The sequence below is a fragment of the Bailinhaonella thermotolerans genome (genome assembly GCF_003594875.1).
Taxonomy (GTDB): Bacteria; Actinomycetota; Actinomycetes; order Streptosporangiales; family Streptosporangiaceae; genus Bailinhaonella; species Bailinhaonella thermotolerans.
Genome location: NZ_QZEY01000020.1, coordinates 23,729 through 47,433, shown reverse-complemented (window position 1 = coordinate 47,433; position 23,705 = coordinate 23,729). Strand labels below are relative to the sequence as shown.

24 protein-coding genes are annotated in these 23,705 nt (G+C 75.3%); 7 read left to right on the top strand and 17 right to left on the bottom strand.

The genetic code is table 11. The features are described 5' to 3' along the window. Positions 1-63: 63 nt before the first annotated feature. Entirely contained in the window at positions 64-549 is a 486-nt protein-coding gene (locus tag D5H75_RS33835) for a DUF488 domain-containing protein (protein WP_119930667.1), read from the top strand. Positions 550-656: 107 nt separating this feature from the next. Here the strand turns inward: D5H75_RS33835 and D5H75_RS33830 are convergent, their stop codons facing one another. The 13 genes from D5H75_RS33830 to D5H75_RS33770 form a co-directional block, all read right to left on the bottom strand. Next, on the bottom strand, positions 657-1,595 hold the full coding sequence (locus tag D5H75_RS33830) for an HpcH/HpaI aldolase/citrate lyase family protein (RefSeq protein WP_202638770.1): 939 nt from the start codon (positions 1,593-1,595) through the stop codon (positions 657-659). Further along, positions 1,596-2,783 carry a CaiB/BaiF CoA transferase family protein gene (locus D5H75_RS33825; protein ID WP_119930666.1) on the bottom strand — a complete coding sequence of 396 codons (1,188 nt, stop codon included), beginning with the start codon at positions 2,781-2,783 and terminating at the stop codon, positions 1,596-1,598. A 2-nt stretch (positions 2,784-2,785) separates the two neighbouring features. Further along, positions 2,786-3,697: a ribokinase gene (gene rbsK / locus D5H75_RS33820; RefSeq protein ID WP_119930665.1), complete on the bottom strand. Its 912-nt coding sequence runs from the start codon at positions 3,695-3,697 to the stop codon at positions 2,786-2,788. Beyond that, complete coding sequence (locus D5H75_RS33815; protein ID WP_119930664.1) at positions 3,694-5,103, bottom strand: ADP-ribosylglycohydrolase family protein; 1,410 nt, start codon at positions 5,101-5,103, stop codon at positions 3,694-3,696. Before D5H75_RS33815 ends, rbsK begins: the two co-directional genes overlap by 4 nt. Beyond that, on the bottom strand, positions 5,103-6,272 hold the full coding sequence (locus D5H75_RS33810; protein WP_119930663.1) for an ADP-ribosylglycohydrolase family protein: 1,170 nt from the start codon (positions 6,270-6,272) through the stop codon (positions 5,103-5,105). The genes D5H75_RS33815 and D5H75_RS33810 overlap by 1 nt, the downstream gene beginning before the upstream one ends. Continuing rightward, positions 6,266-7,360 (bottom strand): ADP-ribosylglycohydrolase family protein, encoded by a 1,095-nt coding sequence (locus D5H75_RS33805; RefSeq protein WP_119930662.1) that lies wholly within the window; start codon positions 7,358-7,360, stop codon positions 6,266-6,268. Before D5H75_RS33805 ends, D5H75_RS33810 begins: the two co-directional genes overlap by 7 nt. Before the next feature lie 3 nt (positions 7,361-7,363). Next, complete coding sequence (locus D5H75_RS33800) at positions 7,364-8,311, bottom strand: ADP-ribosylglycohydrolase family protein (RefSeq protein ID WP_119930661.1); 948 nt, start codon at positions 8,309-8,311, stop codon at positions 7,364-7,366. Next, the gene (locus tag D5H75_RS33795) at positions 8,308-9,630 is read right to left on the bottom strand and encodes an ABC transporter substrate-binding protein (protein WP_119930660.1); all 1,323 of its coding nucleotides are present in this window, start codon (positions 9,628-9,630) and stop codon (positions 8,308-8,310) included. Before D5H75_RS33795 ends, D5H75_RS33800 begins: the two co-directional genes overlap by 4 nt. A gap of 28 nt (positions 9,631-9,658) precedes the next feature. Further along, the gene (locus D5H75_RS33790) at positions 9,659-10,486 is read right to left on the bottom strand and encodes a carbohydrate ABC transporter permease (RefSeq protein WP_119930659.1); all 828 of its coding nucleotides are present in this window, start codon (positions 10,484-10,486) and stop codon (positions 9,659-9,661) included. Further along, the gene (locus D5H75_RS33785) at positions 10,486-11,421 is read right to left on the bottom strand and encodes a carbohydrate ABC transporter permease (RefSeq protein ID WP_242454667.1); all 936 of its coding nucleotides are present in this window, start codon (positions 11,419-11,421) and stop codon (positions 10,486-10,488) included. The genes D5H75_RS33790 and D5H75_RS33785 overlap by 1 nt, the downstream gene beginning before the upstream one ends. Next, positions 11,418-12,437, bottom strand: coding sequence for a LacI family DNA-binding transcriptional regulator (locus tag D5H75_RS33780; RefSeq protein WP_119930658.1), 1,020 nt, complete (start codon positions 12,435-12,437; stop codon positions 11,418-11,420). The genes D5H75_RS33785 and D5H75_RS33780 overlap by 4 nt, the downstream gene beginning before the upstream one ends. 187 nt (positions 12,438-12,624) lie before the next feature. Beyond that, positions 12,625-13,260 (bottom strand): transcriptional regulator, encoded by a 636-nt coding sequence (locus tag D5H75_RS33775; RefSeq protein ID WP_119930657.1) that lies wholly within the window; start codon positions 13,258-13,260, stop codon positions 12,625-12,627. Next, positions 13,257-13,661: a DNA-binding protein gene (locus tag D5H75_RS33770; RefSeq protein ID WP_119930656.1), complete on the bottom strand. Its 405-nt coding sequence runs from the start codon at positions 13,659-13,661 to the stop codon at positions 13,257-13,259. Before D5H75_RS33770 ends, D5H75_RS33775 begins: the two co-directional genes overlap by 4 nt. 51 nt (positions 13,662-13,712) lie before the next feature. Here D5H75_RS33770 and D5H75_RS33765 point away from each other — a divergent pair, with 51 nt between their 5' ends. The 3 genes from D5H75_RS33765 (at position 13,713) to D5H75_RS33755 (ending at position 16,891) form a co-directional block, all read left to right on the top strand. Then, positions 13,713-15,044 (top strand): PEP/pyruvate-binding domain-containing protein, encoded by a 1,332-nt coding sequence (locus tag D5H75_RS33765; protein WP_119930655.1) that lies wholly within the window; start codon positions 13,713-13,715, stop codon positions 15,042-15,044. A gap of 134 nt (positions 15,045-15,178) precedes the next feature. Beyond that, on the top strand, positions 15,179-15,781 hold the full coding sequence (locus tag D5H75_RS33760) for a histidine phosphatase family protein (protein WP_119930654.1): 603 nt from the start codon (positions 15,179-15,181) through the stop codon (positions 15,779-15,781). 174 nt (positions 15,782-15,955) lie between these two features. Then, positions 15,956-16,891 carry an alpha/beta fold hydrolase gene (locus D5H75_RS33755; protein WP_119930653.1) on the top strand — a complete coding sequence of 312 codons (936 nt, stop codon included), beginning with the start codon at positions 15,956-15,958 and terminating at the stop codon, positions 16,889-16,891. Positions 16,892-17,093: 202 nt separating this feature from the next. Here the strand turns inward: D5H75_RS33755 and D5H75_RS33750 are convergent, their stop codons facing one another. Next, on the bottom strand, positions 17,094-17,552 hold the full coding sequence (locus D5H75_RS33750) for a winged helix-turn-helix transcriptional regulator (protein WP_119930652.1): 459 nt from the start codon (positions 17,550-17,552) through the stop codon (positions 17,094-17,096). Between the two features lie 86 nt (positions 17,553-17,638). Between D5H75_RS33750 and D5H75_RS33745 the strand changes: the two genes are divergently transcribed. Beyond that, the gene (locus D5H75_RS33745) at positions 17,639-18,850 is read left to right on the top strand and encodes an MFS transporter (protein WP_119930651.1); all 1,212 of its coding nucleotides are present in this window, start codon (positions 17,639-17,641) and stop codon (positions 18,848-18,850) included. A 66-nt stretch (positions 18,851-18,916) separates the two neighbouring features. On the opposite strand, the gene D5H75_RS33740 is transcribed toward D5H75_RS33745, so the two are convergent. Then, a complete protein-coding gene (locus D5H75_RS33740) occupies positions 18,917-19,714 on the bottom strand; it encodes a MerR family transcriptional regulator (protein WP_119930650.1) in 798 nt (265 codons plus the stop codon). 147 nt (positions 19,715-19,861) lie between these two features. Between D5H75_RS33740 and D5H75_RS33735 the strand changes: the two genes are divergently transcribed. Further along, positions 19,862-20,230, top strand: a complete 369-nt coding sequence (locus D5H75_RS33735; protein ID WP_119930649.1) for a nuclear transport factor 2 family protein — start codon at positions 19,862-19,864, stop codon at positions 20,228-20,230. A 77-nt stretch (positions 20,231-20,307) separates the two neighbouring features. Then, positions 20,308-20,619, top strand: coding sequence for a DUF1330 domain-containing protein (locus D5H75_RS33730; RefSeq protein ID WP_119930648.1), 312 nt, complete (start codon positions 20,308-20,310; stop codon positions 20,617-20,619). A gap of 8 nt (positions 20,620-20,627) precedes the next feature. Here the strand turns inward: D5H75_RS33730 and D5H75_RS33725 are convergent, their stop codons facing one another. Both D5H75_RS33725 and D5H75_RS33720 read right to left on the bottom strand, forming a co-directional pair. After that, complete coding sequence (locus D5H75_RS33725; RefSeq protein WP_202638769.1) at positions 20,628-20,930, bottom strand: cupin domain-containing protein; 303 nt, start codon at positions 20,928-20,930, stop codon at positions 20,628-20,630. 46 nt (positions 20,931-20,976) lie between these two features. After that, positions 20,977-23,697 carry a helix-turn-helix transcriptional regulator gene (locus D5H75_RS33720; protein ID WP_242454666.1) on the bottom strand — a complete coding sequence of 907 codons (2,721 nt, stop codon included), beginning with the start codon at positions 23,695-23,697 and terminating at the stop codon, positions 20,977-20,979. Positions 23,698-23,705 lie beyond the last annotated feature (8 nt).

The window sequence follows — 23,705 nt, the reverse complement described above, 5'->3', positions numbered from 1 at the left end:
GACCCCGCCGCCTCCGGCAGGTGCGCCGGAGGCGGCACGGGCGGCGGACAGGAGGTGATCCCGATGCTCGAAATGGTGACGATCGGCGTGTACGGCTTCGACGGCGAGTCCTTCCTGGACCGGCTGCGGCAGGCGGACGTGCGCCTGCTCCTCGACGTACGCCAGCGGCGCGGTGTGCGCGGGCCGGAGTACGCCTGGGCGAACTCGCTCCGGCTGCAGGCGGCCCTCGCCCGGGCCGGGATCGGCTACGAGCACCACCTCGGCCTGGCCCCGACCACCGAACTGCGCCGACTCCAGTACGCCGAGGACGCCCGTCAGGGGGTCGGCAAGCGCTCGCGCGGGGAGCTGGCCCCCGAGTACGTCCGCCGCTACACGAGCGAGATCCTCGACGCCGCCGACCTCACCCCGATCGTCTCGGCACTGGCCGCCGGCGGGAGAACGGCCCTGCTCTGCGTCGAGCGCGACCCGGAGGCCTGCCACCGCTCGCTGATCGCCCGGCGCCTCGGCGAACGGCACCGCGTCACGATCGAACACCTGCGCCCCCTGTGACGCGCGCGGGTCCACGCGGATTCCCGCACCGGCCGGGGCGCGGCCGCAAGGCATCCGGCCGCCGCGCAGGTGCGCCGCGGGCCCGGAGTCACGGGCAGGCGGGGTGGTCAGGTGGGGGGTGCCAGGGCGAGGGTGCGTTCGGCGGCCCGGACTATGGCGATGTCGACGAAGCGGCCGTCGGGGAGGGCGAGCGCGCCGGTGCCGGTCTCTTCGGCCCGGGCGGCGGCCTCGACGATCTCGCGGGCGCGGGCGATCTCCTCCGGGGTCGGGCGGTATGCCTCGGCGATCACCGGGAGCTGGGCGGGGTGGATGGCGGTACGGCCGAGGAAGCCCAGCCTGCGGCCTTCCAGGCAGGAGTCGCGCAGGCCGTCCAGGTCGCGCACCCTCGGGTACACGGACTGGGCGGGGGCGGGCAGGCCGGCGGCGCGGGCGGCCACGACGATCCGGGAGCGGGCGTAGAGCAGCCCGGCGTCGTCGCTCACCCCCAGCTCGGCCGACAGGTCGGCCTCCCCCAGGGCGATGCTCGCGACCGCAGGGGAGGCCGAGGCGATCTCGTAGGCCCGCTCGATGCCGATCGCCGACTCCAGCAGCGGGTGCAGGCGCACCCCGGGCAGCCGGTCGGCCACCTCCTGGACCTGCGCGGCGCTCTCGACCTTCGGCAGGCGCACCTCGAACCACGGCCGCCCACCGTCCCCCGCCTCCCCGCCGGCCGCCTCACCCTCAACGGGCTCACCCGGCGCGCCACCCCCGGCGGCGGCCTCCTCGCGCGCCCGGCGCGCGGCCTCGGCGCAGGCGGCCAGCACCGCCAGGTCCGTCCGGCCCGTCTCCCCGCGCACGTCGTTGACGCGGACCTGCACGGCCCGCCGTACGCCGCCCGCGGTCAGCCGGTGCAGCAGGGTGAACACCTCCGCGCGGGCCTGGTCCTTGTGGGCCGGGCTGACCGCGTCCTCCAGGTCGAGGATCACGACGTCGGCGGCCGAGTCCAGGGCCTTGCGCATCCGGTCGGGACGGTCCGCCGGGACGTACAGCAGGGTGAGCGGAGGCACTCAGATCACCCCCTTCTCCCGCAGCGCCGCCAGCTCGGCCTCCGGCACGCCGAGCGCGCCCAGCACCTCGCCGGTGTCCGCGCCGTGGGGACGGCCGGCCCAGCGGATGCCGCCGGGGGTCTCCGACAGGCGGAACAGCACGTTCTGCATGCGGACCGAGCCTAGCTCGGGGTCGGGCACCGAGGTGAGCGTGTCCAGCGCCGCGAACTGCGGATCGGCCATGACGTCGCGCACGTCGTAGATCGGCGCGACCGCGGCCTCGGCGGCCTCGAAGGCGGCGAGCACCTCCTCGCGGGTGTGCCGCGCCACCCAGGCGGCCACCGCCGCGTCCAGCTCCTCGCCGTGCTCCACGCGGCCCGCCCCGGTGGCGAACCACGGCTCGTCCACCACGTCGGGCCGTCCGACCAGGCGCATCACCCGCTCGGCGATGTTCTGGGAGGAGGTGGAGACCGCCACCCAGGACCCGTCGGAGCAGCGGTAGGTGTTACGCGGCGCGTTGTTCACCGACCGGTTGCCGGTGCGCGGCGGGACGATCCCGAGCTGGTCGTACGCCGTGGGCTGCGCGCCCAGCACGGTCAGGATCGGCTCGATGATCGCCAGGTCCACGACCTGGCCGGTCCCGGTGGCGTCGCGGGAGCGCAGCGCGGTCATGACGGCGTACGCCGTGGCGAGCGCGGCGATGCCGTCGGCCAGCCCGAACGGCGGCAGCGTCGGCGGGCCGTCGGGCTCCCCCGTCATCGCGGCGAAACCGCTCATCGCCTCGGCGAGCGTGCCGAACCCGGGCCGCCGGGCGTACGGGCCGTACTGGCCGAACCCGGTCACCCGGGCCAGGACGAGGCCGGGGTTGGCCTCGCGCAGCCGGTCGTAGCCGAGGTTCCAGCGCTCCAGCGTCCCGGGGCGGAAGTTCTCGATGATGACGTCCGCGGAGCGGGCCAGCTCGACCAGCAGGTCCTGGCCCTCCGGCGTGGACAGGTTGAGCGTGATCGCGCGCTTGTTGCGGCCCAGCACCTTCCACCACAGGCCGACCCCGTCCTTGACCGCGCCGTGTCCCCGCGAGGGGTCCGGGCGGGACGGATGCTCGACCTTGATCACCTCGGCCCCGAAGTCGCCGAGGAACATCGCCGCCATCGGCCCGGCGAACAGCGTCGCCAGGTCGAGGACGCGCACGCCCTCCAGCGGTCCGGCCATGATCAGCTCCTCTCCCCCGGACGCGGCGACAGCGCCGCGTCGATCTCCGCGCGGGACGGCATCGAGGTGCTCGCACCGTGCCGCTGGACCGACAGCGCGGCGGCGGCCGTGGCGAAACGCAGCGCCTCGGCCGGCGCACGCCCCTCGGCGCGGGCCACCGCGAGCGCGCCCGCGAACGTGTCCCCCGCCGCCGTCGTGTCCACCGCCCGCACGGGTACGGCGGGCACGTGCAGCGGCTCGGCCCCGCGCGAGCCGTACAGCACGCCGCGCTCCCCCATCGTGAGGGCCACCTCGGGCACCCGCTCCAGCAGCGCCGCCAGCGCGGCCCGGGGCTCGCCGGCCCCGGTGATCGCGGCGGCCTCGTGCTCGTTGGGGATGAGCAGGTCCACGTCGGCGAGCAGGTCGGCGGGCAGTTCCCGGGCGGGCGCGGGCGTGAGCACGACGGGCACGCCGGCCGCCCGCCCGGCCCGGGCCCCGGCCAGGACGGCCTCCATCGGCAGTTCGAGCTGGAGCAGCAGGGCGTCGCAGCCGCGCAGGGCCGCGACATCGGCGTCGTCCAGGCCGGTGACGGACCCGTTCGCGCCCGGGATCACGATGATCCGGTTGCCGCCGTTGTCGTCCACGACGATGTGGGCGACCCCCGAGGCCCCCGGCACGGTGCGCAGCCGCCGCACGTCCACCCCGGCGTGGTCCAGCGTCTCGCGCAGGCGCGGCCCGAACTCGTCGTCGCCGACCGCGCCGAGGAACACCACCGACGCCCCGGCGCGGGCGGCTGCCACCGCCTGGTTGGCCCCCTTGCCGCCCGGGATCGTGCGGAACTCCCGCCCGGTCACGGTCTCGCCGCTCCGGGGCGCGGCGGGGACGTAGGCGACCAGGTCCATGTTCGCGCTGCCGAACACCGCGATCGCGGTCATGACGCACCTCCCGCGGCCAGCGCCGCCGTGCGCGCGGCCAGCTCCTCGAAGCCGATCCCGTCGAATCCGGTGAGGCTGCTCGCCAGCCGGTGGCGCAGCGGCGCCGTCCAGGCCGCCGGGATCTCCCGCGCCCCGATCAGCGCGCCGGCGACCGAGCCCACGGTCGCGCCGTCGGAGTCGGTGTCCCAGCCCCCGGCGACGGCGTTCGCGATCGAGGCCGTGAAGTCGCCGCGGGCGTGCACGAGCGCGGCGGCCACCAGCGCGGCGTTGTTGATCGTGTGGACCCAGTGCAGGTCCCCGTGGCGGGCGTGGAGCCCGTCCACGACCTTCTCGAAGTCCGGCTCCGACCGCGCGTGCTCCACGGCCCGCCGTACGGCGACCGCCAGGCGCGACCGGGGCGGCACGACCGACAGGCCGGCCTCGACGACCTCGTCCACCGAGGCCGCGACCAGCGCGGAGGCGCACATCGCGGCGGCGAACATGGCGCCGTAGATCCCGTTGGCGGTGTGGCTGAGGCGGGCGTCGCGGTGGGCGAGGCGGGCCGCCGCCACCGGGTCGCCGGGGTTGGCCCAGCCGTACACGTCGGTCCTGATCTGCGCGCCGATCCACTCGCGGAACGGGTTGCGCCAGGTGGCGGTGTCGGGCGGGGTCAGCCCGAGCAGCAGGTTGCGGTAGGCCACCCGCTCGGCGGTGAACACCCGCCCGCCGGGCAGCTCGTCGAGCCACATCTGCGCCACGTCGCCGGTGGTGAAGCCGGCGCCGTGCCGTTCCAGGAGCGCGAGCGCGAGCAGCGGGAAGTTCAGGTCGTCGTCCTCGGGGGTGCCGTCGATGTTCTCGGCGAGCGAGTTGACGGCGCTGCGCCGGTTCCACGGCCACCGCTCCGCGATGTCGGCGGGCAGGCCGCGGGCGGTGAACCAGGTCCTGATCGGCCAGTTCCCGGTCGCCTCGGCGATCTCGCGGATGCCCTCGCGCGGGATCTTCTCCACCGGCTTGCCCAGCACGCAGCCGGCGGCCCGGCCCAGCCACGCGCCGAGCACCCGGTCGGCCCGCGGAACCTCCCCCTCTGTCAGGTTCCGCGGGCCGGGGAGCCCGCCGTCCGCGCCGGCCGGCGCGAGGGCCAGGATCGCGTCGAGGTCGTCGGGCTCGTCGGCGGCGTACGCCGAGGGCAGGGCGGCCAGCTCGTCGAGCAGGTCCTCGGCGAGCCGCCGCAGGCGCGCGTTGCGCTCCCGCTCCTCGGGCGTGCGGGGCTCGGGCGAGGCCCCCGCGCGCGGCGGGGCGCCGTGCCCCCCGGCCGCGCTCCACCGGGCGGCGATAGCGGCGACCGCGTCCGGGTCGCGCCCGTCCTGCCCGGCCTGCCGCAGCTCGTGCCCGACGAGGTCCTCGGGCTGCACCCAGGTCAGCCGCATCAGCGGTCCCCGGACAGCGGCTCGGACAGCGGCTCGGCCAGCAGTTCGGCGAAGGCCTTCTCCCTGGCCGTGTGCCGGGCCAGGTCCTCGGCCCGGACGCGCTCGGCCACGGCGGCGATGGCCAGGCCCGGGGCGGTCAGGTCCAGCCGGCTGGCGCGGGCCACGTCCTCGCGCCAGTCCGCGGGCACCGCGTCCGCGCCGCCCAGGGCGCCGGCGATGGCCCCGCCCATGCTCGCGATGGAGTCGGCGTCGCGGCCGTAGTTGACGCCGCCGAGGATGGTCTCGCGCACGTCGCCGCCCGCGATCAGCAGGAACGCCAGCGCCAGGGGCAGTTCCTCGATGCTGTGCAGCCGGCTCGGGCGGCGCGCCCCCAGGCCCTGGTCGCGGTAGTCCTCGCCCACGGTGTCGTACGGCTTCATCGCCGCGCGCAGCCCTTCGAACGAGCCCTCCCAGTGGGAGTACTCCCGCGCCTTGTCGCACACGGCCTCGATCGCGGCCCTCGTCCCGTCGCGCGCCAGCCGTACGCAGGCGGCGACCACGCTGTCGGCGGTGGCGCCGGGGCGCATCGCCTCGGCCACGGCGGCGGCCAGCACGCCGGCGGCCTCCCGGCCGTAGCTGGACTGGTGCGCGCCCGCCAGGTCGATCGCCTCGGCGTACGCCCCGTCGGGGTCGGCGGCGTTGACCACGCCGACCGGCGCCATGTACATCGCGGCGCCGCAGTTGACGATGTTGCCGACCCCGGCCTCACGCGGGTCCACGTGGCCGTAGTGGACGCGCAGCGCGATCCACTTCTCGGCGAGGAAGACCCGCTGGAGCGGCAGCGCCTCGGCCTCCAGTTCCGGGATCCACCGCTTCTCGCCCATCATCTCGCGCACGAGGTGCTCGGCGGCGTAGGCGTCGAGATGCCCGCCCACCCGCTCGTACACCCGGACCAGCGCGTGGGTCATCAGGGTGTCGTCGGTGACGTGCCCGTCGCCCTTGTGGTACGGCGCGATGGGGCGCGCGTTGCGCCAGTCCTCGAAGTACGGCGGCACGATCCCGGTGACGCGCCCGCCGTACCGCCGCTGGATCTGCTCCGGCGTCCATCCCTCCGTCGCTCCCCCGAGCGCGTCCCCGACCGCGGCGGCCGTCAGGCACCCCACGGCCTTGTCCTGCAGCGGCGTCAGCATGAGCGTTCTCCTCCAATGAGTCGGTCCGCGATGGCGAGCAGGTCCGCGCCGGCCAGGTCGGGCAGGCCGCACCCGAGCAGCGGGCGGGCCGTCTCCCGCCAGCCCTCGGGCAGCGCGGCGTATCCGGTGGCGGCCCCGGTGAGCGCCCCGGTCAGGGCGGGGGCGGAGTCGGCGAAGGCGGGCAGGCACGCGGCGGCCGGCACCGCCTCGGCCAGCCGGCCCCGCGAGGCGTCGGTGAGCGCGAGCGCGACGGCCACGGTCTGGGCCGCGCTCACGCCGTAGCTGTAGACGTGGTCGTCGAGGGCGGCGTCGAGCGCGGGCACCGCGGCGAACGCGCCGCCCGCCGCGCGGGCCGCGTCGAGCGCGGTGAGCACGGCGTGCCTGATCACACCGCCCTCGGGCAGCTCGGCGACCGCCGCGTCCACGGCCTCCCCCACCGTCGCGCCGCCCGCGAGCAGCGCGACGGCGGCGGCGATCGCGGCGGCGCCGTGCACGCCGTCCTCCGCGTTGGTGATCACGGCGTCGGCGCGGGCGGCGGCCACCGGGTCGGTGTGCCCGGCGCCGAACGCCACGGCGCGCACGGCCGCCGCGTCGTCGAAGAAGTGCGGGTTGTCGTGCCCGCTCGCCGGGGGCTCCACGCCGCGCCCCAGGTTGTCCAGCGCGTTGCGCACCGAGATGCGCACCCGCAGGTCGTCCCGCCCGGCCAGGTCCCGGTAGCCCGCGAGCCACCGCTCGCCGCCGATCCCGGGCATCCGGTACGGCGCAGGGGAGCCGCCGTCGTCGGCCTCGCGGCCGGGCGCGGCCCCGTCGCGGGCCTCGGCGAGGCGGAGGGCCGTCCAGGCGAGCCATTCGGCGTCGTCGGAGGGGCCGACCGCCAGCGGCTCGACCGGGAGGTTGAGCGCGAACGGCACCGGCAACGTGGTGACCTGGTGTTCCTCGGCGAAGACGTCGAGCTCGCGGCGCAGGCGGCGGCTCCACGGCGCCATGACCAGCGAGCGGTGCCGTACGGCGGGCCAGCCCGCCGCGTCGCCGATCGCCAGGCCGATGAAGGCGCCGCGGACTCTATCCGCCCTGTCCCCCGATGGCACCGTCTATCCCCTTTCTCTGGAAGCGGCCTGGACGAGCTCGTCGGCCACGTCGCGCACGTGTCTCCCGGCGACCGCGGGCAGGCACTTCCCGGAGGCCGGGCCGATCTCGGCCCGCCAGCGCTCGGGCACGCCCTCCTCCCCGCGGCCGGCCCCCGCGAGCGCGCCCGCGATGGCGGCGGTCGTGTCGGCGTCCCGGCCCAGGTTGGCGGCGGTGGTGACGCTCTCGAACACCTCGCCGCCGCCCGCCAGGTAGGCGTGGAAGGCCAGCGCGACGGCCTCCGGGGCGAGGTCGGTCCACGGGTAGTGGACGGCGATCACGCCCGCGGGGTCGCCGCCGTCCGCGACGGCCCGCAGGTTCCGCCCGGTCCAGGAGTCGGCGGGCACCGCGTCGATCCCCGCCGCGACCACCTCGTCCACGGGGGCGCCGGTCATGGCCACGGCCACCGCCGCGGCGACGGCCGCGCCCCCGTGGACGCCCTCGCCGGCGTTGCTCACCGACCCGTCCACGGCGACCAGGCGCGCCGCCTCGGCCGGGTTCCCCGTCGCGAAGATCCCGTACGGCGCGGCCCGCATGGCCAGGCCGTCGGACCAGCCGTGCGGGTGCCACCGGCCGGTCAGCGGCGGGGCGAACCCGCGCCGCATCGCCTGCACGGCGCCGCGCTCGGAGAATCCGGCCCCCTTCATCGGGCCGCCGGCGTACGGCAGGATCTGCTCGCGGTAGGCCGCCACGACGTCCTCGGGCGTCAGCGCCCCGCCGTGCCGGGTCAGGAGCGACGCGGCGAAGATGGTGTACTCGGTGTCGTCGGTCCCGCCGCCCGGCTCGATCTCCGTCAGCCGGCCCCAGCGGGCCTCGATCTGCCCGGGGGTGAGGTTCTCGGCCGGGCGCCCGAGCGCGTCCCCGACCGCCAGGCCGAGGAGGCACCCGCGCGCGCGGCTCCGTGAGGGGGTCACCGCTGGTACCGCTCCAGCACCTTGTTGCCCTCGTCCACCAGCTTCTTCGCCGCCTCGTCGAGGCTGATCTTGTTGGCGAAGTACTGCTGGAGGGTGGGGGTGGCCACCTTGCTCTTCCACTCGTCGAAGCCGTTGACCTTCAGGTACGGCGCGACGACGAGGTTCTTGGCCGACGCGGCGGCGACCGCCCAGCCGTTCTCCTCGGTGGTCAGCGAGGGGTCCTTGGCGGCGGACTGGCTGGTGGGCACGAGCCAGTCGCCCTTGGCCAGCTTGGCCTGGTTCGGGCCGTTCAGGAAGAAGGAGATGAACTTCATCGCCTCCTCCTGGTGCTTGCTGTCAGCGGCGACCGAGAGGGTCTGCGAGACCGCGCCCTGCTGGGCGGTCTGGCCCTTGAGCGGCGGGATGGTGATCCACTCGAAGCCCTCGGGGGCCTGCTCGACGACCTGCTGGCGCATGAAGACGCCGGCCGGGAGCAGGGCGTACTTGCCCGCGAAGAACGCCGGCAGCGGGTCGGCGCCGCCCATGCCGAGCGCGGACGGGTCGGCGGACTTGTCCTTGTGGAGCTGGTCGTGGATGCGCTGAAGCACCTCCTTCTCCTCTGGGCCGACCTTGACGGTCGTCTTGCCGCCGTTGTCCTGGAAGAAGGTGCCGCCGAAGTTCAGCGACAGGTTGAGCACCCGGTTGACCGGCGACTTCAGCGCCCACGCGGCGCCGAAGGTCTTGCCGGGCTTGGTGAGCTTCTTGGCGATCTCGGAGAACTCGTCCCAGGTCCAGGGCTCCTCGGTGGTCGGGATGCGGACCTTGGCCTCCTCCAGCAGCTTCTTGTTGGCCAGGATGACCTGCGACTCCTGCAGGAACGGCACGCCGTACACGCCCTGGCCGCCCTTGCCGTCGGAGAACGTCACGGTGTCCCAGGCGGCCTGCGGGATGTCGCTCTTCAGCTCGGCCGGGAGCGTCTTGGACAGGTCGCTCAGGTACCCGCGGCCGGCGAACCCGGCCAGGGCGGGCGAGTCGTTGTGGATGACGTCCGGCGGGTCCCCGGCCTCGAAGGCGGTGACGAGCTGGTCGTTGACGTTGTCCCAGCTCCCCTGGACGTACTCCACCTGGATCTTGGGGTTGGCCTTGTTCCACTCCTCGACGAGCGCCTTGTTGGCGGCGAGGGACTCCTTCTGCCAGGCCAGGCTGAGGAACCGCAGCTTCACGGACTCCCCGGAGCCGGACCCGGCCGCGCCTCCGCCGCCCTCGCTGCCGCAACCGGCGGACAGGCCGAGGACCGCGGCGACGGCGACCGCCATGGCGGTCTTGACGCTGCGACGCATGGACACCTCCTGAACGGGCGGCTTACGCCTAGCCCTTGACTGCGCCGGCCATGAGGCCGGACTTGAGACGGCGCTGGATGAACGCGAAGAACAGCAGGCTCGGGATCGTCGCCAGCAACGACGCGGCGGCGAGCGGCCCGAGCCGGACGACGCCCTCCGCGCCCGTGAACTTCACGAGCGTCAGCGGCAGGGTCGCCACGTCGGGGTCCTTCAGCACGACCAGGGCGAAGAGGAACTCGTTCCAGGACGAGATGAAGGCGAAGAGGAGCGTCGCGACGACGCCGGGCGCGAGCAGCGGGGCGACCACGGACAGGAGCGCGCGCAGCCGGCCCGCCCCGTCCACGGCCGCGGCCTCCTCCAGCTCGCGCGGCACCGCGCGGACATACCCCTGGAGCATCCACAGCGCGAACGGCAGCACGAACGTGACGTGCACGACCGTGAGCCCGGCCAGCGTGTTGGCCAGCTCCAGCCGCCGCAGCACCATGAACAGCGGGATGATGATCAGGATGAACGGGAACACCTGGCTCACCAGCACCCACCCGATGGCGATCTTGTTGATCGTCGAGCGGTAGCGGGCCAGCGCGTACGCCGCGGGCAGCGCGAGCACGACCGTCAGCAGCGCCGTGAACACCGCCACGACCAGGCTGCGCACGGCGGAGCCGGCGATGTCCTGCTCGCTGAACGCCTCGGCGAAGTTCGCCAGCGTCGGGCTGTCCGGGATCCACTCCGGGTGCAGCGAGACCATCTCGCGCGGCGGCTTGAGCGAGGTGGACAGCAGCCACACGAGCGGGAACGCCAGGAAGACCAGGTACGCGATCAGCGCGGCGTACCGCCCGACCAGCGACACGGCTTTCATCAGTCCGCCTCCCTCATCTGCCGCCACAGGTAGACGCCGAGCACCGCGAGCACGACGATGACGATCGCGACGCCGAGCGCGGCGGCGTAGCCGAAGAAGCCGTAGCGGAACGCCTCCTCGTAGGCGAACAGCATCGGCAGCCGGGTACGGCCCCCGGGCCCGCCCTGCGTCAGCACGTACACCAGGCCGAACTGGTTGATGTTCCACACGAAGTCGAGCGAGGTGATCGCCACGATCACCGGGCGGAGCTGCGGCAGGGTGATGTTCCAGAACCGCCGCCAGGTCCCCGCGCCGTCCACGTGCACGGCCTCGTACAGCTCCTTCGGCACGCCCTGCAGCGCGGCCAGCAGCACGACCGTGGTCTGCGGCATGCCGGTCCAGACACCGACGACGATCACCGCCGGGAGCGCGATGCTGAAGTCGTTGAGCCAGTCGACGTTGTGCGAGATCAGGCCCAGGTCCTGGAGCGTGGCGTTCAGGATGCCGGCGTTGGGGTGGTAGACGAGCCGCCACATCAGGCCGATCACGACCGGCGGCATCGCCCACGGGACCAGCGCGAGCACCCGGGCCAGGCCGCGCAGCCGCAGGTTCTGGTTGAGCAGCAGCGCCAGCCCGAGCGAGGCGAGGAACTGCAGCACCGTCACCGAGACGGCCCAGATCAGGCCGATGCGGAACGAGGACCAGAAGTCTCCGTCGCCGAGCAGGTCGCCGAAGTTCTCCAGCCCGGTGAACGACACCTCGGCGTTGCGGCCGGAGCGGGCGTCGGTGAACGCCAGGTAGATGCCGTACAGCAGCGGCCCCACGCTGAACACCAGCACCGGCACCAGGGCCGGCAGCATCAGCAGCAGGATCTCCCGCCGCCCGCGCCCGCCGCCCGTCCCGCGGGAACGGGCCCGCGGGGCCTTGCGGGGCGGGGCCTCCAACGTGGTCGTCACCTCGTCCCTCCCTTCGTCGAGGCGCGGATCACCAGTTCGGGCCGGACGGAGACGACCTTTCGGGGCGCCTTCGCCGACGCGTCGTCGGCGAGCCGCGCGAGCAGCAGCTCGGCGGCCCGCCGGCCGCGCTCGGCCGATCCCAGCGACACGCTCGTGATGGGCGGCCAGGCCCCGGCCGCCAGGTCCGTGTCGTCCATCCCGGCCACGGCGACGTCCTCGGGCACCCGCAGCCCGGCCTCGCGCAGCACGTCGAGCGCGCCGAGCGCGATCAGGTCGTTGGCGCACATGATCGCGTCCACGTCCGGGCCCTTGGCCAGCAGCCGCCGTACGGCCGCCGCGCCCTCGGCCCGGTAGAAGTCGCCGACCTCGACGAGCTTCTCGTCGTACGGCAGGCCGAGCGCGGCCAGCGCGTCACGGTAGGCCGCGGCGCGGGCGGCGCCGGGCACCGTGTCGAGCGGGCCGTTGACGAACGCGATGCGCCGCCGTCCCAGGGCGTACAGGTGGTCGAGGGCGAGCCGCACGCCGAGGCGCGAGTCGGTGCGGACGTTGTCCACCCCGGCTTCCTCGGGCACGGAGCCGATGACCACGACCGGGGCGCGGGCGGCGGAGATGGCGGCGGCCAGCTCGGCGGTCAGGCGCAGCGGGATCAGGATGAGCCCGTCCGCGTACCGTCCGCCGAGGCTGCGCAGCACCTCGATCTCCTCGGCCACGTCGGCGCCGGTCGAGTGCAGCACCAGGCGGTAGCCCGCGGCCTTCAGCACCGGCTGGATCTCCCGGACCATCTCCAGGTAGACCGGGTTGCCGATGTCGGCCATGGCGAACGCCACCTGGTGGCTGCGCCGCGACTTGAGCGACCGGGCCGCCGAGTTGGGGACGTACCCCAGCTCGTCGGCCGCGGCCAGCACCTTGCGCACGGTCTCGGGCCGCGTGGGCAGGCCGTTGAGGACCCGCGACACGGAGGCGGTCGAGACGCCGGCCCGCTCGGCGATCGTCCCGATCGTCGGCCCTTCGCCCATCGCCGGCTCACCTCCACCACAGCCGTAAACGTTTACAGTCCGTTCCTCCGCAACCGCTGTAAACGTTTACGGAGTGGTCGCCACTGTACTCCCGGCGAAACACCCCAGGTCAAGTCACAAGCGGATAACTCCGGCACCCCGGGTGCGCAATGGCGCCCGGGGTGCCGGAGTCGCGTGGTGGGCGGCCTCAGGCCACCTCGCTCCGGTCCAGGCCGAGGGTGGCGATGAGGTCCTCGTGGAGCTCGAACCAGACGCGGTGGCAGGAGTCGACGTCGCTGCTGTCGACCCAGGCGGCCTCCCCCGCCCGGGCCCGGGCCAGGGCCGCGGCGAACCGGTCGTCGTAGCCGCGGAACCGGGGCAGGACGCTCTCCAGCCGGGCCGCGAGCGGCGCGAGCGCGCGGTCGACGCCGTCGAGTTCCCGCAGGACCCGGGCGTCCCAGGCCGGGTCGGAGTGGTCGTTGGGGGCGAGCCGGTCGCCGGCGGCGGGCCGGAGCTGCCAGTCGGTGCAGGCCCGCAGCACGAGGGCGTTGAGCGGCAGGAACTCGCGGTGGACGGCGTGGACCTCGTCGGCGCCGCCGGTGTTCGCGAGCTCGGCCGCGAGCAGGCGCTCGTTCTCGGCCCGGCCCCGCTCGGTCAGCGACCAGCCGGCGGTGCCGGCGAAGGCGGTGCGCTCGACCCAGCCGAACGCCTCGGCGTCGAGCAGCGCCTCCTCGGTCTCGGCCGCGCCCAGGTCATATCGCCGCGCGATCACCGGGGTGTCCGCGAACCCGGACAGGCGCACGGCGTGCAGCACCAGCAGCGCGGGCGGGGAGCCGGCCGTCACGAGCCCGCGTCCTGTCGCGCCGTCAGGCGGGCGAAGTGCTGCTGGCACGCCTGCGGCGAGTTGAAGCCCATCGCCTGCGCGATCTGGGCCCAGGTCAGGCCCCCGCTCCTGGCGATGAACAGCAGGGCGGACTCCAGTCCCTCGACCTCGGCGCGCGCGGCGGGCAGGAGGGCGAGCGCGCTCAGGACGTCCTCCGGGTCCAGGTCGGCGTTGCGCCAGACGGCGAACTGCACGAGGTCCACCGCCGACGGGGGCGCGGGCGGGGGCCGCCAGGGGCGCGGGTCGAGCGAGTCCGCGCCCCGGCTCTGCAGGCGCTTGCGCGCGTCCTGCTCGCGCCGGGCCTGGGCGTGGTCGGCCTCGGCGCCGCCGCTGATGTCCTGCTTGCGTATCACGCCGTCCATGCTGCACACTCAACGAATTGTTGTCAACGACTCGTTGAAAGTCGAGGGTGGATGATCGTACCCCTCTCCGAGGCCGAGGCCGCCACCTGCGGCGGCAAGGCGGCGGCGCTCGGCGCGCTGCTCCGCGCGGGCCTGCCGGTCCCCGGTGGCTTCGTCCTCCCGTTCGCCGCCTACCGCGCCGCCGCCGGCGACCTGGACCCCGGCCGGCTCACGGGCGAGCCGGGCGACCCCGCGCGGGTACGGCAGGCGATCGCGGCCCGCCCGCTCCCCGGCGCGCTCATCGGCGCGCTGGAACGCGCGCTCGCCGAAATCGGCGACGTGCCGGTGGCCGTGCGGTCGTCGGCCTCGGGCGAGGACACGGGCCGGGCGTCGGCGGCCGGTCAGCACGAGAGCTTCCTCGCCGTGCGCGGGGCGGACGAGGTGGCCGGGGCCGTGCGCGCCTGCTGGGCCTCGCTGGTGTCGCCCCGCGCCGTCGCCTACCGCAACGCGCCCGGGCACGACGGGGGGCCGGGCGGCGATCCGCTGATGGCCGTCATCGTGCAGCGCCACCTGGACGCCGAGGTGTCCGGCGTCATGTTCACGCCCTCCGCCCCGGGCGGGGAGACCGAGATCGAGGCGTCCTGGGGTCTCGGGCCCAGCGTCGTCGGCGGCACGGTCACCCCCGACTCCTACCGCGTGGCCGGGGACGGGACGGTCGCGCGCACCGTCGCGGACAAGCGGACCCGGCTCGACCGGCGCGGCGGGCGGCTCGCCGTCCTGGACGTCCCCGCCCCCGACCGGGAACGGCCGGCGCTCGACGACGCGGCCGCCGTACGGCTCGCCCGGCTGGGCGGCGAGGTGGCAGCCGCGCTCGGGGGGCCGCAGGACGTCGAGTGGGCGATCGCCGGGGGCCGTATCTGGCTCCTGCAGGCACGGCCGATCACGGCCGCGCTCCCGCGCAGGCCCGCACGCGACGCCGCCCCGGGCGCTTCCGCCACCGCCTCGGACACTCCCGCCACCGCCACCGGGGTCGCGAACACGGCCCCGGGCGTCTCGTCCACCGCCCCGGACGCCCCGGCCGTCGCGCTCAGCGGGACGCCGGGCAGCCACGGGACCGCGACCGGGGCCGCGCGGATCGTCCGGGGGCCGCGCGACTTCGGGCGCGTGCGGCCCGGCGACATCCTCGTCTGCCCCTTCACCGACCCCGCCTGGACGCCGCTGCTGCGCATCGCCGCCGGCGTCGTCACCGAGACCGGCGGCGTGCTGTCCCACGCCGCGATCGTCGCGCGCGAGCGCGCCATCCCCGCCGTGCTCGGCGTCCCTGACGCGACCGGCAGGCTCCGCGACGGCGCCCTCATCACGATCGACGGAACCACCGGCACGGTCACGGCCGCCACCCCCTGACCGCCCCCGGACCCGTCACCTGACCGCCACCGAAGCCATCACCTGACCGCCACCGAAGCCACCAGCGAACCCTTCCCACCGAACGAAAGGAGAGGGAAGGCGGCCCCCGCCAGGGCGCCGCGCTCCCGCCCCTGATGACGACGCGACACCTCTACCTGGCCCGCCACGGCGCGGCCGACGCGTTCGGAGAGCTCACCGACCTCGGCCGCCGCCAGTCGGACCTGCTGGGCGAACGGCTCGCCGGAGTGCCGGTCGACGCCGTGTGGCACTCCCCCCTCCCGCGCGCCGCCGCCAGCGCCCGCGAACTCGCCCGGCACCTGCCGGGCGTCCCGGTGGCCGAGGCCGCCGAGCTCATCGACCACGTGCCCTACGTCCCCGGCCCGGCCGAGACGCCGCCGTCCTGGCGCGGCTTCTTCGACGGATACGACGAGGCCGAGGCCGCCTCGGGCCGGCGCCTCGCCGACGCCCTGGTCGACCGGTTCGCGAAGGTCCCCGAGGCGAGCCCGGTCGACACCCACGAGGTCCTGGTGACGCACGCGTACCCGATCGCGTGGCTCCTGCGGCACGCGATGGACGCGCCGCCGTCCCGGTGGCTCGGGCTCGACAGCGCCAACACCGCGCTGACCGTCATCGAGTACCGGACCGGCCTGCCGCCGACGATCGTGATGTTCAACGACATGAGCCACCTCCCGCCGGATCTCCGCTGGACCGGATTCCGCCGGACCGTACGGCCGTGAGGCGGCGGCCCGCGCGCGGCCGGGTTTGGCGGGCGGGCGAATGGAAACCACCGTAAGGGCGACGGGGGTTACGCCTGTTCGGGGGGGCGGGAATCCGGCGCGGGGGCCGGGGTCCGTCAGCGGCGTCCCGTTCCAGGACAGCGGGCCGTTCCCAGGAATCAAGGAGACCGTGAGATGCGGACGATCGACAAGCCACGCCATCGCAGCCTCGACGTCAACGGGATCGAGGTCTTCTACCGCGAGGCCGGATCGGCGGACAAGCCCTGCGTGCTGCTGCTGCACGGCTTCCCGAGCTCCTCGCACACCTTCCGGCACGTCCTGTCGCCGCTGGCCCGGGTGAGCCGGGTCATCGCCCCGGACCTGCCGGGCTTCGGGTTCTCCGCCGCGCCCGCCCCCGGCGAGTACGACTACACGTTCGCCGGTCTGGCCGACACCATCGAGGCGTTCCTCGACCGGGCCGGCGTCGAGGAGTTCTTCGTCTACCTGCACGACTTCGGGGCGCCGGTCGGCTACCACCTCGCCACCCGGCGTCCCGAGCGGATCCTCGGGCTCATCGTGCAGAACGGCAACGCGCACGAGGACGGCCTGGGGAGCCAGTGGGACACGGCCCGGGCCTACTGGGCCGACCCCTCGGAGGCCAACCGCGCCCGGCTGCCCGAATGGCTGAACTTCGAGGGCACGCGTGAGCAGTACCTGGGCGGGCTCCCCGAGCGGTTGCGTCCCCTCCAGCCCCCGGAGCCCTGGCACCTCGACTGGGAGCGCATGTCGCGGCCGGGCAACATCGAGATCCAGTTCCGGCTCTTCCGCGACTACGCCGCGCACGTCGCCAGGTTCGGCGAACTCGCCGACTACCACCGGGCCCACCAGCCGCCGTGCCTGCTGCTCTGGGGCCGCCACGACCCGTTCTTCGACCTGGCCGAGATCATGGCTTACGCGCGGGCCCTCGACCGGCTGGAGATGCACGTCTACGACGCGGGCCACTTCCTGCTCGAGACCCACTCCCCCGAGTGCGCCGAGCGGATCGCGGCCTTCGTCGCCGACGTCACCGCCGAGCGCGCCGTGGCGTACGGCGCCGACGGCCACCGCCGCGGGACCGCGCTCGCCCGCTGACGTGCTCGTCCACTGACGTGCTCGCCCGCTACGCGCTCGCCCGGTGACCCGTTCGCCCGCCCACGCGCGCGGACGCGTCTCCGGCGAAGGCGCGGGCGAGCCGGCCAGGATCCCGCGGGGGCGCGGCCGGTCCGCGTGCGGGCGCGCCCCCGCCCGCACCCGGGCCACGGAGCGCCGGCGGCCCGCCGTACCCGCACGGCGATCAGGCCGGCCGGCGCACCGACGTCGTGCCGCTGGTCAGGGGCGATCCGTCCGCCGAGACCGGCAGCAGTTCGGGCACGCGGACGCCGTCGCCGTCGACCAGGACCGAGTGCGCCTCCCCCGGCTCGAAGGCGTGCCGCTCGCCCCACTGCCGCAGCGTGACGATCACGGGGAAGAGGTCCTCGCCCGCCCGCGTGAGGGCGTACGGCCTGCGCCTGCCCGAGGGGGCGTCGACCTGGGTGAGCAGGCCGTGGTCGACGAGCCTGCGGAGCCGGTCGGTGAGGATGTTGCGGGCGATCCCGGTGCGCCGCTGGAAGTCGGTGAACGAGCGGGCGCCGTCCATCGCGTCGCGGATGATGAGCAGGCTCCACCGGTCGCCGACCAGGTCGGCCGCGCGGGCGACCGGGCAGGTCGGATCCGTCCACGCCGGGACCCGCTCCCCGGGGTCGTCGCGTGTCATCACCCCTCCAATGAGTTGCGGAATGAAACCAGTCTGCCTTAGGGTCCAGATCAGTTGCAAATCGAAACTGATCGGGGGCATCGCTCGTGAACTGGAGGACGAGACTGCTGCTGGCGGTCGTGTGCGGGGTCGCGGTGGCGAGCGTCTACGCCGGGCAGCCCGTGCTGGGCCCGATGGGCCGTGACCTGGGCGTTCCGGCCGACGCGCTCGGCCGGCTGGTGGCGGTGGGCCAGCTCGGCTACCTGGCGGGACTGGTGCTGCTGGTGCCGCTGGGCGACGTGCTCGACCGCAGGCGCCTGATCGCCGCTCACCTCGCGCTGGTGGCCGCGGGGACGGCGATCACGGCGGCCGCCCCGGCCGCCTGGGCCGCGTTCGCCGGGCTGGCGACGGCGGGCGTGTTCGCGGTGGTGGTGCAGACCGCCGTCGCGTACACGGCGTCGCTCTCCCGGCCCGCCGAGCGCGGACGCGACCTCGGGATCGTGACGTCGGGCGTGGTGATCGGCATCCTCGGCGCCCGCGTCGTCGCGGGCGCCCTCGCCGACCTGTGGGGGTGGCGGAGCGTCTACCTGGCCCTGGCGGTCCTCGCCGCCGTCCTCGCCCTGCTCGCCCTCGCCCTGCTGCCCGCGGACGCCCGTCAGGCCACGGCGGGCTACGGGCGGGTCCTGCGGTCCCTCGCCGGGCTGTTCACCCGGCCGGTGTTCCTCAGCCGGGGGCTGATCGCGTTCTTCCTGTTCGCCTCGTTCGGCGCGCTGTGGAGCGGGATGGCCCTGCCGCTGGCCGGCGAGCCGTGGCACCTCGGCGAGACGCAGATCGGGCTCTTCGGCGTCGCCGGGCTCGCCGGGGCGCTCGGCGCGGCCCGGTCCGGGCGCTGGGGCGACGCCGGGCACGCGCGCCGGGTCAGCGGCCTCGCGCTCGCGCTCCTGCTCGCCTCCTGGGCCGCGATCGGGCAGCTCGCCTGGTCGCTGCCCCTGCTGATCCTCGGCGTGATCCTGCTCGACTTCGCCGTCCAGGCCGTGCACGTGAGCAACCAGCACACCCTCACCAGCGCCTACCCCGACCGCACCAGCACCGCCGTGGGCGGCTACATGGTCTTCTACTCCCTCGGCTCGGCGCTGGGGGCGGCCGCGACCACGGCCCTGTTCGACGCAGCCGGCTGGCTCGGCTCCACCCTCCTCGGCGCCGCGCTCGCCCTCTGCGCCCTGGTCACCTGGGCCGTCAGCCCCGGTACGGCGGGCCGCGCCGCGTCCTCCACGACCCGGCCCGCCGGGGAACGCCCCGCGCCCGCCCGGGCCCGCTGAGGCCGCACGGCCCGCCCCGCCGGAGCCGCACGGCCGCCCCGCCGGAGCCGCACGGCCGGGCCCGGATCAGCCGGGCGGGGTGCGGGACGTCATGTCGACGCCGGCCGCGCGCATCCGCTCCTCGAACAGCGCCGTCAGCCGGGTCCAGGCCGGTCTCCCCTCCTGCCCGTGCCGGCTGAGCAGGTCGTACCGGATCGCGGCGTCGGCGCGGCCGGACAGCCCGGCCGGGACGGGCAGCAGGTCGGGGTGGGCGAGGAAGTAGCCGGCCAGTTCCCCGGCGAGCTCGCCGACCCGGGGGTCGTCCGGCTCCCACCCGGCGGCGCTCCACAGGCGCTTGACCAGCGAGAAGTAGTACGGGTCGTCCAGAGCGCGCGCGACCCTGCCGAGATAGTCGTCGAAGCCCTCCGGGACCAGGGCCCGGACCAGCACCAGGGCCTCGCGGGCCATCACCACGTCCTCCGGGGTGAAGTCCAGCTCGGCGGCCACCTCGTCCAGCTTCTCCAGGACGTGGTCCGGCAGCAGGGCCCGGTCTCCGGTGGCCAGCCTGCGCAGCATCTCCCGCCGCGCGACCAGGTCGTCGATGCGGTCGGTGAGCCGCCGTTCGGCGTCGGCGAGCGCGGCGGCGAACCGGTCGGGGCCGGCGTCGAGGATCTCCCGGATCTCGGCCAGCGCCACACCGGCGGCGGCCAGCGTCCGGATCTGGACCAGCCGCAGCAGGTCGGCGGGCCCGTAGCGGCGGTAGCCGGAGGCGTCGCGGGAGGGTTCCGCGATCAGGCCGTGCCTGTGGTAGTGCCGGATGGCCTTCACCGTGACGCCGGCGAACGCCGCCGCCCGGCCGATCGTGACGCCGCCCGTCTCGTTCACCCGTTCAGCGTCCACCCTGACCCGAGGTCAAGGTCAACCCCCCGGACGGCCCTCCGGGAGAAGTACCTAAGCACGACTGATTCCCCGCCGCGCGCGGCTCCCTAGCTTTGTGGTCAAGACGAAGACGACCTTGAGGGAGCGAACACGATGAGCGACATCAACGAGCTGGTCCGGCGTTACCTGGCCGCCTGGAACGAGACCGACGCCACGGCCCGGCGTACGGCTCTCGCGGAGGTCTTCGCCGCGGACGCCGCCTACACCGACCCGCTGGTGTCGGTGCGGGGCCTGGACGGCCTGGACGCGACGATCGCCGCCGTCCAGGGGCAGTTCGGCGGGCTGGTGTTCAGCCTCGCCGGGGACGTGGACGCGCACCACGACATCGCCCGGTTCACCTGGCACCTGGGCCCGGAGGGCGGGGAGCCGATCGCCGTCGGGTTCGACGTGGCGAGCGTGGGCGGCGACGGCCGCATCACCCAGGTGCTGGGCTTCCTCGACAAGGTGCCGGCGGCCGCCTGACCCTCCCGGGGCGGACCCGGACGCCCGGTCCGCCCCGCCCCACCCCCGATCACCGAACGAACGACTCCGGAGGAACGATGACCGCCTATCTGCTCGCGCACCTCGGCAAGCCCGAGGCGATCCACCCCGACGTGCTGGAGTACAAGGAGAAGGTCGAGAAGGTCCTGGCCTCCCACGGCGGCCGCTTCCTGGTGCGCGGAGGCGCGGTGGAGGTCCGGGAGGGGACCTGGCCCGGTGACGTCATCCTGGTGGAGTTCCCGTCCATGAGGCACGCGCGCGACTTCTACGACTCGGCCGCCTACCAGGAGATCCTGGCGCTGCGCACCGACCACCTGGACGGCGACCTGATCCTGGTGGAGGGCGTCGAGCCCGCCGGGCGCGAGGGGTGAGGCGGGCGTCAGACGTCGTAGTTGAAGCCGAAGGCGCGCACGCCGGTCTCAGAGCGGGGCCGGTGGCTCGTCTTCGGCCCGAAGGCCACGTAGGTCCCCGGGCCGTGGACGCGATCCCCTTCGATGATCTCCCCCTCGACCACGAAGTACGCCTCGCCGTACGTCTCGTGGACGTCGAGCTCCGGCCACTCGGCGCCCGGCGCGAGGTCGATGACCCAGGTCCGGATGCCGTCCATGCCGGGGAGCATCCGGACGCGGACCCCCGGGGCCAGTTCGGTGGCGGGCACGGACTCGACGTCAACCGAGAGCATTTGTCCGGGTATCACGTGTTCTGGGGCGATCATCCGGTCAACGTACTCACAGCCCCAGCGTGTCGGCAAGCTCTTTGAGCTCTCCCCGGGAGGCGACGCCGAGCTTGGGATAGGCCTTGTACAGGTGGTAGCCGACGGTGCGGTGGCTCAGGAAGAGCTGCGCGGCGATGTCCCGGTTGGACAGGCCCTGCGCGGCGAGCCGGGCGATCTGCAGTTCCTGCGGGGTGAGCGAGGCCGCCGCTCCCTCACCGCCGCGCGATCCGCCGTCCGGGGCGCCGGTCGCGGTGAGCTCGCCGCGGGCGCGCTCCGCCCACGGCGCCATCCCGAGCCGGTCGAAGACCTCCAGCGCGCCGTTCAGCAGGCCCCGCGCCTCGGCCTTGCGCCGCGCCCGGCGCAGCCATTCGCCGTACAGCAGGGCGGTCCTGGCGTACTCCAGCGGGCGGGTGTCGGGATCGTGCAGCTTGAGCGCCGCCTCGAACGCCCGCTCGGCCTCGTCGTGGGCGCCCATCAGGCCCCGGCAGCGCAGGACGAGCGCGTCCGCCCAGGGCTGCCGGACCGACTCCGCCCAGCGTTCGAAGCGCGCCAGCGGCTCGGCGGCGCGTTCGGGCGCGCCGACCCGGACCGCCGCCTCCACGAGGTCGGGCGTGGACCGGGTGGCGCAGATGTGGTGCCGCATCGGCTCCCGGGCCAGGCGCTCAAACCGCGTGAGGGCCGCCTCGGCGCGCCCCAGCCCCAGCTCCAGCAGGCCGAGCGACCAGTACGCCCAGGGCGCGCCCGGTGAGACGACCCCGGCGGAGGCCGCCTCCAGCCCCGCCTCGGCGTGGGCCCGGCAGGACTCCTCCTCGCCCCTGGCCGCGTCGAGGTAGGCCAGCACGCTGCTGAACTGGCTGACCCACTGCCGCTGCCCGGTGTCGCGGGCCAGGCCGAGCGCCTCGGTCGCCGTGGTGAGCGCGTCCCGGTGGTGTCCGGTGAACACCTCGCCCTCGGCCATGAAGAACAGGACCGTGGGAAGGCGCCCCGCCCCGCCCCGTTCCCGGTGCCCGGCCGCGAGCGCGCTCGCGAGCTGGTAGGCGTCGGCGTCCTGGCCCCGCGCGAGCGCCGCCCCGCACAGGATCATCAGGGCCTCGTACGGCGCCTCGCCGCGTCGCCGTACCGCCTCCAGGGTCTCGGCCAGCGGCGGCGGGGACTCCGATCCGCCCGCGGCGAGCAGGCGCACGAGGAAGCGGGCGACCGGCGCCAGCGGGTCGGAGTCCGGGAGCGGCAGCGCCGACAGCCGCTCCAGGGTCGCCGCGAGCTGCCGTTCGTCGAGGTACCACGCGGTGTGCACGGCCTGGATCAGCATCCGCGCGGCCTGCGCTGGGCCCGCCTCGCCGATGAGCGCGGCGCCGTCGAGCAGCCGCCGGTGGGCGGCGGGATAGGACCCCTTCCAGAAGTCGGCGAGCGCCTGGACGTGCGCCAGCCGCGCGCGTACGGCGAGGTCGCCGCAGGGGCGCGCGGACGCGCGGCGGGCGAGGTCGCCGGCCCGGTCCAGATCGCCGGCGTCCAGGGCGGCCTCGGCGGCCTTCGCCTCCCGGCGGGCCCGCGCCCCGGGCTCGGCGCTCAGGCCGGCCGCCCGTTCGTACGCGGCCGCGGCGGCCTCGTGACCGCTGCGCTCGCGGGCCCGGGCGGCGGCGTGCTCCAGCGCGGCGGCGGCCTCCTCGTCGGGCCCGGTGGCCCCGGCCGCCAGGTGCCAGGCGCGGCGGTCCGCGCGCTCGGGGCCGTCGAGCGCCGCGGCGAGCGCGCGGTGGACGGCCAGGCGGTGCCCGAGCGGCGCGCGCTGGTAGACGGCGGCGCGGATCAGCGGGTGGCGGAAGCGGAGGCTGTCGCCAGCCCCGCGGGCGACGAGACCGGCCTCCTCCGCGGGCGGCAGGTCCTCGACGCTCACCCCCAGGGCCTCGGCGGCGCGCAGGATCACCGGCAGCTCACCGGCCTCGTCCGCGGCGGCGGCCAGGAGCAGGGTCTGCGACGCCGCGGGCAGGCGGCTGACGCGGCCGTGGAAGGCCAGCCGCAGCCGGCCGGTCAGGGGCAGCGCGCCGGGGGCGAACGTCCCGGCCGGCTCGGCGCCCAGCGCGACGGGCAGCTCCAGCAGGGCCAGCGGGTTGCCCCGCGCCTCGGCCAGCAGGCGGAAGCGCAGCGCGGGCGGCAGCGGGTGGCGGTCCAGCAGGGCCGCGGCCGCCTCGGGACGGAGCCCGGACAGGCGCAGCTCCGGGAGGCCGGGCGCGGCGAAGGAGCCCTCGCCGTCCCGCGCGGCGAAGATCATGACCACGCCCTCGGCGCGGAGCCGCCGGGCGGCGAACAGCAGCGCGTCCCGCGACGCCCGGTCCAGCCAGTGCGCGTCGTCGATCAGGCAGAGCACCCCGTCCGGGTCGGCGTGCTCGGTGAGGAGGGACAGCGTCGCGAGCCCCACCAGCATCGGGTCGGCGCCGGAGCCCGAGGCGAGCCCGAACGCCGACTCCAGCGCCGCGCGCTGCGGGACGGGCAGCGCCGGCAGGCGGCCGAGCGCGGGGCGCAGCATCGACTGCAGCCCCGAGAACGCCAGCTCCGCCTCCGACTCGACCCCCGCGCCGCGGATCAGCCGCGGCCCACCGGCCACCGCCTCGGCGTGGTCCAGCAACGCCGTCTTGCCGATGCCGGGCTCCCCGCGCAGCACCAGCGCGCCGCTCTCGCCGCGGCGCGCTCCCGCGAGCAACGCCGCGATCGCGTCCGCCTCCGGCTCTCTCCCGTACAATTCCCCCG